We start from the raw sequence: 12,114 nt of genomic DNA, 5'->3' as shown, positions 1-12,114 counted from the left end.
AGAGGGGTGTCGGGCGTAGCCTCGACGGGGTGAGTCTTAACCTTGGTTAGTTTCCGTCATTTCACCTTCAGAGTTTCGCCAAATTTAATCACTCAGCATAACAAAAGGGATGAAAACAAAAAAGCGGCAAATGCCGCTTTTTTGTTGATTATAAGTTCTTGTCCTTCGTCTGAAAATCCTTTGTCCAAAAGTCCTTGCTCCTTACTCCAAAGATTACCCTTCATTAACCACTCCCATCGAACAGAATTTTTCGATGCGTTCGTTAACCAGTTCAGTAACATCTTTTTCTTTAAGCATCTTAAGATCCTTAAGCAATTGTTTTTTTAGGGTGGCTGCCATAGCAACCGGATCCTGGTGAGCGCCACCAAGTGGTTCTTTAATCACCCCATCTATCAACCTGTTCTTTAACATTTCTGTCGAAGTCAATTTTAGTACTTCGGCTGCACGTTCTTTATTTTCCCAGGTTTTCCAAAGAATGGTTGAACAATTCTCTGGTGATATTACCGAATACCATGAATTATCAAGCATCAACACCCTATCACCTATACCTATACCTAAGGCACCTCCTGATGCACCTTCGCCAATAATAACGCAGATGATAGGAACTTTAAGTATCGACATTTCGAGTAGGTTACGGGCTATAGCTTCGCCTTGTCCGCGTTCTTCTGCTTCTAAGCCAGGAAATGCCCCCGGGGTATCAATCAAAGTAACAACCGGTTTATTGAATTTTTCGGCCATTTTCATCAATCGCAGCGCCTTACGATAACCCTCCGGATTAGCCATACCAAAATTACGGTACTGACGCTCTTTTGTATTACGCCCTTTTTGCTGACCAATAAACATTACAGTTTGACCGTTTAAGGTCCCGAAACCGCCTATGATAGCTTTATCATCGCCAACTGTACGGTCGCCGTGCAACTCAATAAAATCATCGCACATCAGCTCAATATATTGCAGGGTGTACGGCCGCTCGGGGTGCCGGGAGATCTGCACTTTTTGCCAGCCGTTAAGGTTGGCATATATTTCTTTTTTGGTAGTTTCAAGCTTAGCTTCAAGTTCTGCCACTGTTGCAGACATGTCGAGCTTATTTTTATCCTCAACCTGCTTCACCTTTTCAATCTGCTGCATCAGCTCAGCCAGTGGTTTTTCAAAATCAAAAGTTATTTTCATACACTTTATTTGGGGCCGCTAAATTAAGCAAATCAAACGGCAAATTTATCAATTATGATTTTGCAAAGTTTCCAGCTTTTTAATTTGAGCCGGCGCCAGTAATTTCCAGGTGTTATAACATGCCAATAATATGGCATTTCTGAGCTCACCGTAGTATAATCCCGATCTGTTACCATAAAAAATAATACTCCCTTCATCGGTGCCCCTCCGCAATAAATTATCCAATGCCTGTTCATTGGTGATGATGAACTTACCCATCTCCATCTTTTTACGCTTCAGCTCGTTGGCAATTACTGTAATTTGGGTTATTTGTACCGGACTAAGCCCCTCCTCTTTTTTAAATGCAATGGCCTTATCGGGCATCGGGTAATGATTTACAACAGCAACAGGGGGCATGTTAAAAATATCATCGCCCTTTAATAATGCATTATACTGCGCATCACTTAAGGTTTTAACCGGCGATTTTTTTAAAGTGCTATCAATAGTTTGTGCTTTAGTTTCACCATAAAAAAACAGAAGCATCATAAATAAGGGTATTGTTTTCAGCATAGATTGCAGTTTACAAAAAAACCGCAACTATTGGGCCATTTGCATTAATAAATACTGTCCCCGATACCTCAATCAACCTTAATTATTTTTGTGCGTTGCGAAATCCCATTTTCATTAAAGGCCTCTATCTGGAAATAATACGGCAAGTCCCTGTCCATTCCACTAAAATAAAATTCATTTTTGCCATACACCATCATGTTATTGTACAGTTTATCGGGCGCTATGCCAAAGTAAATAGTGTAACCGGTAGCCTGATCATTTGGTTTCCATTTAAGCCAGGAATTACGGCGCTCACTATCACCACGTAACGCAATCAGATTTTGCACAGTATCGGGCCGGGCGCCTGCACCTTTACCAAACACCCTGAAGCCAGATAATGCGAACTTACCGGTTGGCATATGCAGGTTAACCATTTTAAGATAACGAGCCTTTGCAGGGCTTTTTAGTTCGATATAGTCATGCGGAACATCGGTTTTGTTTTTGCTTTTGTCAATCAAAGGCTTCCACGCCTTTCCATCCAACGATGAATAAACCATGTACTGATGAAAAACCCCCAACGATTTGCCCAGTAACTCCGCATCCTGATCGGCATAGTTGATCTGAATTGCGTTTATAATGCTTATCTCGCCCAGATCTGTTTTAAACCACTCCCCTTTGCTGGCCGTTTTGGCGCTCCAATAGGTTTTAATATCCTCATCAACGGCATTGTTTGCGCCATAGGCCCCCAGGGTTGATGATACCTCAACCGGTTTGTTATAATTCAGGATCATCCAGCCTGTAAAATTACTCTTCAGGTGATCTTCGGGCCCGGCAGCTAAATATTGCGGATAATCGCCATATGCTGTATTACAGTACAACGTACCGTCCTGATCAAAGCCGGCAGGCCAGAAGCCGATACGACGCTCAAAGTTGTTTTTTACCGCAATGCCCATGGTGCTGATATGCCAAAAATTGCCATACTTATCTGCCCAGGTAGCGCCATGCCCCGCCCCTTTTGCAAAGCCTCCGGGTTTGTAGGAGAATGGATTATGCTTTTGATAAGTAAAAGGCCCCAATGGCTTATCGCCTACAAAAACGCCATCGCCGTAGCCGCTTTGCTTGGTGCCGGGTGCACCAAATTGCAGGTAGTATTTCCCGTTATGCTTATTCATCCATGAGCCTTCAATAAATGGCAGCAGGAACACATTATCATTATGCTCGCCAAAACGCTCCCATCCATGCTTTTCCGGGTCGAGTTTTACCATTTCTTTCTTGGGGCCTATGGGTTCAAATGTTTTCCGGTCTATCTCCTGCCCGTAAAGCGGCAGCGTATTGCTGGAACCATGGTAGATGTATACTCTCCCGTCATCGTCGGCAAACATACCCGGATCCCAGGCGCCTACCTTAAAATAATCTTTGGCCGCCTTCCAGTCATCTTTGGTGGGATTGGTGCTCATCCACAGTGTAAAGTCTTTATTATAGGTTGAACCTATTACCAACAGCGTATCGCCCAAAACCAGGGTAGCAGGGGCGCAAAGTTCATCGCCGGGATTTTGGTTGTAAGGCCGTACAAATTTGCGGTAAACAAAGTTCCAGTTAAGCATATCATTGCTCCACCAATAGCCAAACTGGTTGGTGCTAAAAAGGTAATATTTCCCCTTAAAAAGAGTCATGGTAGGGTCGGCGGTGGCACGGTGCCTGCCCCAGCTGGAAAAATCGGCAAAGGGCGTGTAACCATAATCAAGGTTAAGCGGGTTACAGTAAGTAAGCTTTTTGGTTTGTGCGCTTAACTCTTGTAAACAAAAACAAAACAGCAGTATTGGTAAAATACGGGCAGTTAATTTCATAAATTATATAGGCTTATGTAGTAAATAACAGAAAGCTAATATCTGTTTTAAAACATTAACAAAAACCACATATACTACTACATTTACTGCTCAAAAGCATTCACCTAAGCTTTGTGCATACCAAAAACCGGTTACCTCATTCAATTTTACTCTCCAATATTTTATTAATGTGTGTTAAAGACACAATTAATTTGTACTTTCATCCTCATAACCCAATCATCCTAAATTTCATTTTTATGAAGAAGAAATACCTGCTGCTTTTAGCCCTGCAATTGTTGTTGAGTTTATCTGTTTTTGCACAATATCCTAAAATGGATAAACTGCTTTACGGTGTTGCTTATTACGATGAATACATGCCTTATGAAAGGCTGTATAAGGATGTGCAGATGATGAAAGATTGTGGCATTAACGTGGTACGCATTGCCGAATCAACCTGGAGCACCGTTGAGCCGCAAGATGGCGTATTTGATTTTACCCATATCGACCGGGTATTAGCCGCCATGCAAAAAGGTGGAATAAAAGTGATTGTTGGTACCCCTACTTACGCTATACCTACCTGGATGGCTAAAAAACATCCCGAAATATTAGCTATAACTCCATCGGGCCAAAACCAATATGGGGCAAGGCAAAATATGGATATTACCAATACGGATTTCAGGACTTATGCCGAGCGGGTGATCAGGAAAATAATGGAACATGTGAAGGATAATCCTGCTGTAATTGGCTACCAGGTAGATAATGAGACCAAAGCTTACGGCACATCCGGACCAAATGTACAGGCCTTGTTTGTAAAATACATGCAGGCAAAATACCACACGCTTGATAATATTAACCACATTTTTGGCCTGGATTACTGGAGCAACCGCATCAATAACTGGGATGATTTTCCTTCGATGAATGGCACCATCAACGCCAGTTTATCCTCTGAATTTGCCAAATTTCAAAGGCAGCAGGTTACCCAGTATTTAGGCTGGCAGGCCGCTATTGTGCGCGAATACAAACGACCAGACCAGTTCATTACTCAAAATTTCGATTTGGAATGGCGAGGCTATTCATTCGGGATCCAACCGGATGTTGACCACTTTGCGGCAGCCAAATCAATGGATATTGCGGGCATTGATATTTACCACCCCAGCCAGGATAACCTCACAGGCTCCGAAATTTCATTTGGCGGCGATGTAACCCGATCAATGAAGGGCGGTAAAAATTATTTGACAATAGAAACCGAAGCTCAGGGTTTCGCGCAATGGACACCTTATCCGGGGCAGTTAAGGTTACAGGCCTTTAGTCACCTGGCATCGGGCGCCAACATGGTGGGTTACTGGCCCTGGCATTCTATCCATAACTCTGCAGAAACTTATTGGAAAGGCTTGTTAAGTCATGATTTTGAGCCAAACCCGGTTTACAACGAAGCAAAAACCATAGGTAAAGATTTTGACAGGCTTAGCGCTAATCTCATAAACCTGAAAAAGAAAAACGATGTAGCCATATTGTTCAGCAATGAGGCCCTTACCGGATTTAAGGCTTTTGGATTTGGGTGGGGTGTACGAACCAGCTACAATGATATATTACGCCAACTGTATGATGGTTTATACCACATGAATGTAGGCTGCGATTTTGTTGACCCTACCAGCCAGAACATCGAAAATTATAAACTGCTGATAGTACCCGTTTTGTATGCAGCACCTGATAGTTTATTGCAGCGTTTAAACCGTTACGTAAAAAATGGCGGCCATATTATTTACACAGTAAAAAGTGGATTTAGTGATGAAAATGTAAAAGTGAGAACAACCCATCAGCCAGGAATAATCAACGAGGCCTGTGGAATTTACTACAGCCAATTTACAGTACCCGAAAATGTTGGTTTAAAAGGCGATGATTTCAACCTTAAGCCCGAAGATAAAAAACTCAATACCTGGATGGAGCTTATCACTCCAACAACAGCTAAAGTGCTGGCCTATTATGATCACCCGGTTTGGGGTAAATATGCAGCCATCACCGAAAACGCTTACGGTAAAGGCCTGGCAACCTATATAGGTTGCCTAACCAGTAATGCTGTAACCGATAAAATACTGGCCGATGCGGTGAAAAAAGTTGGCTTATGGGGTGCTGATCAACAGTTGGCCTTCCCAATAATTACCAAGTATGGCACTAATCAAAAAGGTAAAACAGTGCATTATTATTTCAACTATTCGGACAAGGAAAGCAGTTTTACTTATCCTTACAGCAATGGAAAAGAGTTGTTATCGGGTGCAGGCGTAAACGCCAATTCGGCTATGCAGCTGGAACCCTGGGGGATTAAGATTGTGGAGGTGAATTGACGTTTTAAAAAGGGCTGTCCTGCTGAGCCTGTCGAAGCATGTGGGCAAAGGCCTCTGCGCGCGACCCTTCGACAAGCTCAGGGTGACAGGCCTTTTTAGGCCGTAGATACGTTAATAAATACCAACCACGTCATAAGAAGCGTAGTGAAGGTTCTATTCGCAGACTTACAGAGCGAAAAAGCATGGCGAATAATAAATCCTTCGCTACGCTCAAGGATGACAAAGAGATTTTTTTTGGATGCAGGCCGTAAAATTTTATTGCGATAAAACAATTCGATCAAAAAAGATCAACAGCAACCGTCAGAAACATTCACTGTAACAAAAAAGGCGTTCAACTTATCAGCGTATTGTTTCCATTTCACCTGGTCAATACAATAGTTCATGGATGTGCCTTCGATGGTGCCTTTAATTATTCCGGCGTCTTTAAGTTCGCGCAGGTGCTGCGAGGTGGTGGGCTGGGCCAAACCCAATATATCAACCAAATCGTTCCCGATGCAGGCATTGGCCTTTATCAAATGCTCAATAATAGCAATGCGCGCGGGATGCGCCAATGCCTTAAGCATTTTGGCCAGCTCGTTTTGAGCCTCGGTAAAGTTTTCTGTTTTAGTTAAACCCATTACAAGCAATATTACAATAAAGTGATTAATAATCAAACTACGGTTTTAAACGTGCTGCTGTATAAAACTGGCCGAGAATATTTTGATCATTTCCCTCACCCGCCTAAACTCATTAATCACCTCATCTTCTGTTCCGGTAGCTTTAGCTGGGTCGGGAAAGTTTTGGTGAAAACGCTCAGCTTTGGATGGAAAGTATGGGCAGTTTTCTTTAGCATTATCACAAACTGTAATAATGTAGTCAAAAGGGATCTCCATATACTCATCAACATTATTTGATGTATGATGCGAGATATCGATATGATCTTCGGCCATTATTTTAATCGCCTTAGGGTTTACGCCATGAATCTCGACGCCGGCACTATAAATTTCGGCTTTATCACCGGCAAAATGTTGTAAATAGCCGTGGGCTATCTGGCTGCGGCAACTATTGCCGGTACATAACACTAATATTTTTTTCATTATTAATTCAGTTCTTTTTTCATTACAATGGCCGACGCAGGGCACACATAACTAAACTCCGAAGAAACCTTTATTTCATCAGGCACCTCAATACGTGGAACAGTCATATATCCTTTTCGGCCAAAATACACCGATGCTGTTTCTGTGATAAGGTAAATTGCCTTTACGCTTTTTAACAATGCAGATCCCTCGGCAATGCCAAGCAATTTGTTTGCTATCCCCTGGCCGCGATACCCGGGCTCAACAGCCAATGAAGGAGCAAAGCATAATCGCCATAAATTTCCAGCCCAACTACGCCTATTACATCGTTGTTATCATTTAATGCAATAGAAAATTCATCCAGCGATAATGGCAGATCTTCAACCGGTAGCTTTGCAGCCTTCAGCAGTTGAACAATGCTATCCCTGTAGTTTTCAGCTTTTTCTATTAACATACTTTTTTATTTTAACAGCATCCCCCACCTGGGGTACAGCATTCAGTAGCAACAGCAAGATTCTTTAATTCAATTTTGGGCTTTACTGTAGCCGGTGCGCAGCACTCTTCGCCGGTATCAGTAGTACCACAACTGCCGCCACGTTCAATGGCTTTGCATTGCACGGTATCTGGCCTAAGATCAACAATCAGATTATTCCCTTCGGCTATTACCTGGTTAGGATACATTTGGCGGGTATCAAAGTCCGAATTACCAAACTCAATTTTAACCGTTGCCAATGGATTTAAAGGTAATGTTTTTTCAACAAGCCCGATGATAGATAAAGCCTTTTCAACCTGCATTGCCCTTTCCTGTTGTTGCCCAACAGGCTCCCACAGTTGAACGATGATCTCTGTCCAGCTGTTCATTTTGCCTCCACAATCAACCGATGTGATGGGTGCCTGTTTAATTTCGGTGATGTGGTATGAAGCATCTACCCATTTATTTTCTGCATACTGAAATTGCAGATCCAGTTGCGGATGAGCAAGCAATTGCTCCTTAAATTCCATCCAATTTATAGCTTCCTGATTTTTCATAATACAAGCATTGAATTATATATTGCAATATTACGATTAATAGTTTAAAAGACGAATCAATTAAAAAAATTTAATTGTAAATTGGAAAATCCGGGGATCCTGGGGAGGGAAAATTACGTTACAAAAGATTGTCACGCCGATAACACGGCTTTAAGCCATTGATTATCAGTGTTGTTTTTTTCACGTAGTCCTATAAATCGTCATTATAAGGTACAAAGCAATCCCCGACCTACAGAGTAGCTATACAAATACACTCTGTATGGTTTGGGATTGCTTCGTACCTTACAGCAATGACTTATTGGATTTTGAGGCGTGTGGGCCTGTCAGTCTGAGCCTGTCGAAGACTCGCGCGGAAAGGCCTTTGCCCACTATCCTTTGACAGGCTCAGGATGATAGCCATTTTTGTCACGTCATTTTCTCCTTCAGAGGCCAAACGGATTTTAAAACTCGCAATGACGCGGTTTTTTTATGTCATTACTGTTTTTTCCACGAGCTACACCGCCCTTTTCAACGTAAACGCGAACCTGCTGCCTGCTCCTATCTCGCTATCAACCCCGATGTGGCCAGATTGTGCTTCTATAAAATCCTTAGCTATGGCAAGCCCGAGGCCGGTTCCGGTTTGATCGGCGGTGGCATTTGGCACCTTAAAATAGCGTTCAAAAAGGCGCGATAAATATTGAGCCTCTATGCCTTTACCATGATCCGTTACAGAAAATTCTATCTCATCGTTCTTATGTTTTTTAACAACCAGCTCTACTACCGATTTTTCATGGCTGTATTTTATAGCGTTTGATAACAGGTTGATAAGTACCCAGGTAGTTTTATCCAAATCGGCATGTACTTCGGGAAGGGAGTCATCGCATTTAACTTTTATGGTTACCTGCCTTTGATCGGCTGTGAATTTGATAGCCTTAACCGCATAATCCACAATATTTTTAGGATGGGTACTACCAAAATTAAGCTGCAATTTACCTGTTTCTACCTGTGCCATATCCAATAGTTCGCCGGTTATTTGCAGCAGGCGACGGGCGTCATCGTCAATGTTTTCCAACAGCTGCCTTTGTTCGGTATTCACATTACCAATACGATCATCCTCCAGCAATTTTAAGCTCATTTTTATGGATGATATCGGCGTTTTTAACTCATGCGATATGGTAGCTATAAAGTTAGTTTTAGCTTCATCCAGTTGCTGGTACTCGGTAATATTTTTAAGGATGATCACCTTACCAATTACCTTGCCTTTACTACTTACTGACAGTGATTCGCGCGAGTAAAAGCTTTCCCGGTTATCGGCAAATATTTTTAGTTTGGGCTGTTCGTTAACCAAAAGATTTCTTAACAGGTCATTTTCCAAAGCTACATCGGGCGCATAACGACCGGTAAGTTGTTCCGCACTCATGCCTATTAATGAGCACGCTATCTCATTGGCAAATATGATGATCATCTTTTCATCCAAACCCACAATGGCATCCTGCATGGTATTGATGATGGTCTCGATCCGCTTCTTCTCGAATAAAATACTGGCCAGGTTGCTATTCTCATACTCATCCAGCTTTTTGGTCATATTGTTAAAGGCCTGCCCCAGCTCACCAAATTCATCATCCGACCGAAAATCTATCTGCTGATGATAATTTCGATTCGATATCTCTTTTATTTTCTCCGTTAATTCTTTTAATGGGTTAGCTATATACCCGGGGAAATTGACCGCAAAAGTAAATGCGATGGTGAATAAAAGCACCGCGCAAAAGGCAACCAGTATATTTGCTCTTTTAGCAGTACCGGCCGCCACATCATTTTTATGGGCAATGGCATCCATATTTAAATGCATGATGCCATATATGAGTCGCCGAATCTGCGCACGCACCTGGGCTTGTGTGGCTGTATTTTGGTGTAGTTTAATATCCTGATAAGCAACACTTAAAGAATCGGTTAATTCACGTTCGCCTTTCTCAGTAACATTATGCATTTGATTGTTAAGGTTATCATCCATCACTGCAATTTGCTTAGCCGAGAGGGGGCCATCATTGGCATCTATCTCATCCAGTATATTTTGAGTGTATTGCAGCGTTTTATAATTATCCTTCAGGATTAGCCCGGCATCGGCCGAGAGGCGGTTAAGGAAATATACCGATAATCCGCAGCAGATAAGAGCCAGTATAAACAAAAAGCCAATGCCGGTACGGAGTTTATTTTTAATAGTCATGTTATGAAAGTATTACAAGGTCAATATCAGTTTTTGACATTTTATTCAATAGCTGGGTAAATACCGCTGTTTTCATGATCAGCTGGTAAAACTTAAACCGTGGTTTACCTATACAAATGGTAGTAATGTCATATTTTTCGGCTGTTTCCCAAATGGTTTGGGCTATGCGGTCGCTTTTTACTTTAAGCACTTCTGCACCCAACTGGGTAGCCAGCTTCATATTATTAATAAGATGCCTTTGCGAGGCCAGGTTTATCTTATCACTACTTTCTTTTGAAGTCTGCACATACAAAACAAACCATTTGGAACGATAGTAAGATGATAGCCTTGCGGTTTTACGTATTATTATTTTTGCAGATGCGTCATTTGTACTGATGCAGGCCAAAAAAAGCTCGGACCGCAATTTTATGGTTTTAGGTATTTCAATATCAATTTTCCGCTCAACCTGGTGGGCTACTTCACGTAGCGCCAGTTCACGCAGCTGAAGAATCCTATCGGCCTGGAAAAAGTTATTAAGCGCTGTTGGCACCTTTTTTTCATCGTATATTTTACCGTCTTTTAATCTATCTATGAGTTCGTCGGCTGTAAGGTCAATGTTCACCACTTCATCGGCCATCTGCAAAACTTTATCAGGGATGCGCTCATTAATGGCCGTGCCGGTTATTCGCTCTACCTCTTCATTAAGGCTTTCCATATGTTGGATATTTACCGCGCTGATAACGTTGATACCGGCGTTCAATATCTCCATCACATCCTGCCAGCGTTTTTCGTTGCTGCTGCCTTCAATATTGGTATGCGCCAGTTCATCAACCAAAACCACTTCTGGCCTAAGACTGATAATGGCTTTCAAGTCCATCTCTTCCAATTCCTTGCCTTTGTAAAAAAGCTTACGACGCGGAATTATCGGCAAACCCTCCAGCAGGGCTACCGTTTCCTTCCGATTATGAGTTTCAACATAACCTATTTTAACATCAATGCCGTTGCGCAACAAAGCCTGGGCTTCCTGTAGCATGCGGTAAGTTTTACCCACGCCCGCACTCATGCCTATATAAACCTTGAACTTACCACGACGGGATCGTTTAATAAGCTCCAGGAAATGCTCAACCGATTGTTCTTTACTTTCTTCCATTGTGATTCTTAACTAACTCATCTTGCTGTTTACAAACTATACATGAAGTAGTTTTTCCATTTCTTTTCAACCTAATAAAAGGAAATTCCGAAGAATCCCCTTTTAGCGTATGAATGTTCATCAAACCAAACTTATAATTAACAACCAAAATTAATTATAAACAATCCATACTATTTCTTCAGCTCGTCAAGAGCAACATTTAGTTTAAGCACATTTACTTTAGCCGGACCAAACACGCCCCACATTGGTTTTTCTGTATGGGCATCAACCAATTTGGTTAATGCATCGGCAGATAAACCACGTATTTTTGCTATACGTGCTACCTGTACCTGTGCACCTGCAGGTGAAAGATCAGGATCTAACCCACTACCTGATGCGGTAACCAGCTCGGCAGGAATTTGGGCGCGGGTTACGCCCGGGTTATGTTTCAGGAAATCGGCAATCCTGCCCTCTACCTGTTTCAGATAATCAGGATTTGAAGGACCTTTGTTTGAACCACCAGAACCAGCTGCGTTATAATCAACTGCCGATGGGCGACTCCAGAAATATTCGTCCTTAGTAAATTTTTGGCCGATGCCAGCATAACCAACTACACGGCCTTTATATGTTATGGTCTCCCCATCGCCATGACCGGGAGTAAATTTGCCTATGCCTGCTATCGCTAATGGATATATTCCGGCTGTAATTACTATCAGTATGATAGTTAACTTGATGGATGGCAACAAATATGTTTTCATTTTATTTTCTTTTTTTGATATGAGATTTTAGATATGAGATTGTTAATTGGAAATATGAAATTGCCGACCTTCTCTTTGTCTCAAAATCCCATATC

The 12,114-nt window shown here is 42.0% G+C and carries 12 protein-coding genes; 1 reads left to right on the top strand and 11 read right to left on the bottom strand.

Features of this window, described 5'->3' with window-relative positions:
* Nucleotides 1-213: 213 nt before the first annotated feature.
* The 3 genes from Q0R88_RS12935 to Q0R88_RS12925 all read right to left on the bottom strand — a co-directional run bounded on the left by Q0R88_RS12935 (nucleotide 214) and on the right by Q0R88_RS12925 (nucleotide 3,545).
* Entirely contained in the window at nucleotides 214-1,170 is a 957-nt protein-coding gene (locus Q0R88_RS12935; RefSeq protein ID WP_295716685.1) for an acetyl-CoA carboxylase carboxyltransferase subunit alpha, read from the bottom strand.
* A gap of 48 nt (nucleotides 1,171-1,218) precedes the next feature.
* Nucleotides 1,219-1,719 carry a hypothetical protein gene (locus tag Q0R88_RS12930; protein ID WP_295716684.1) on the bottom strand — a complete coding sequence of 167 codons (501 nt, stop codon included), beginning with the start codon at nucleotides 1,717-1,719 and terminating at the stop codon, nucleotides 1,219-1,221.
* Between the two features lie 68 nt (nucleotides 1,720-1,787).
* Complete coding sequence (locus tag Q0R88_RS12925; RefSeq protein ID WP_295716683.1) at nucleotides 1,788-3,545, bottom strand: family 43 glycosylhydrolase; 1,758 nt, start codon at nucleotides 3,543-3,545, stop codon at nucleotides 1,788-1,790.
* A gap of 236 nt (nucleotides 3,546-3,781) precedes the next feature.
* On the opposite strand from Q0R88_RS12925, the gene Q0R88_RS12920 reads away from it, so the two are divergent.
* Nucleotides 3,782-5,866 (top strand): beta-galactosidase, encoded by a 2,085-nt coding sequence (locus Q0R88_RS12920; RefSeq protein WP_295716681.1) that lies wholly within the window; start codon nucleotides 3,782-3,784, stop codon nucleotides 5,864-5,866.
* Between the two features lie 287 nt (nucleotides 5,867-6,153).
* On the opposite strand, the gene Q0R88_RS12915 is transcribed toward Q0R88_RS12920, so the two are convergent.
* From Q0R88_RS12915 to Q0R88_RS12880, 8 genes are all read right to left on the bottom strand, one after another.
* Nucleotides 6,154-6,483, bottom strand: coding sequence for a metalloregulator ArsR/SmtB family transcription factor (locus Q0R88_RS12915; protein ID WP_295716680.1), 330 nt, complete (start codon nucleotides 6,481-6,483; stop codon nucleotides 6,154-6,156).
* A 45-nt stretch (nucleotides 6,484-6,528) separates the two neighbouring features.
* On the bottom strand, nucleotides 6,529-6,942 hold the full coding sequence (locus tag Q0R88_RS12910; RefSeq protein WP_295716678.1) for an arsenate reductase ArsC: 414 nt from the start codon (nucleotides 6,940-6,942) through the stop codon (nucleotides 6,529-6,531).
* Between the two features lie 2 nt (nucleotides 6,943-6,944).
* Nucleotides 6,945-7,193 (bottom strand): hypothetical protein, encoded by a 249-nt coding sequence (locus Q0R88_RS12905; RefSeq protein WP_295716676.1) that lies wholly within the window; start codon nucleotides 7,191-7,193, stop codon nucleotides 6,945-6,947.
* The gene (locus Q0R88_RS12900) at nucleotides 7,157-7,375 is read right to left on the bottom strand and encodes a hypothetical protein (RefSeq protein ID WP_295716675.1); all 219 of its coding nucleotides are present in this window, start codon (nucleotides 7,373-7,375) and stop codon (nucleotides 7,157-7,159) included. Before Q0R88_RS12900 ends, Q0R88_RS12905 begins: the two co-directional genes overlap by 37 nt.
* Before the next feature lie 11 nt (nucleotides 7,376-7,386).
* The gene (locus tag Q0R88_RS12895) at nucleotides 7,387-7,950 is read right to left on the bottom strand and encodes a DUF6428 family protein (RefSeq protein ID WP_295716674.1); all 564 of its coding nucleotides are present in this window, start codon (nucleotides 7,948-7,950) and stop codon (nucleotides 7,387-7,389) included.
* A gap of 493 nt (nucleotides 7,951-8,443) precedes the next feature.
* On the bottom strand, nucleotides 8,444-10,153 hold the full coding sequence (locus Q0R88_RS12890) for an ATP-binding protein (RefSeq protein ID WP_295716673.1): 1,710 nt from the start codon (nucleotides 10,151-10,153) through the stop codon (nucleotides 8,444-8,446).
* A gap of 1 nt (nucleotide 10,154) precedes the next feature.
* Nucleotides 10,155-11,282, bottom strand: a complete 1,128-nt coding sequence (locus Q0R88_RS12885; RefSeq protein WP_295716672.1) for a sensor protein KdpD — start codon at nucleotides 11,280-11,282, stop codon at nucleotides 10,155-10,157.
* A 170-nt stretch (nucleotides 11,283-11,452) separates the two neighbouring features.
* Nucleotides 11,453-12,019 carry a K(+)-transporting ATPase subunit C gene (locus tag Q0R88_RS12880; protein WP_295716671.1) on the bottom strand — a complete coding sequence of 189 codons (567 nt, stop codon included), beginning with the start codon at nucleotides 12,017-12,019 and terminating at the stop codon, nucleotides 11,453-11,455.
* Nucleotides 12,020-12,114 lie beyond the last annotated feature (95 nt).

Source organism: Mucilaginibacter sp. (assembly GCF_025362475.1).
Lineage (GTDB): Bacteria > Bacteroidota > Bacteroidia > Sphingobacteriales > Sphingobacteriaceae > Mucilaginibacter.
Note: the sequence above shows the minus strand (reverse complement) of the source record. Positions and strands in the feature narration are given on the sequence as shown.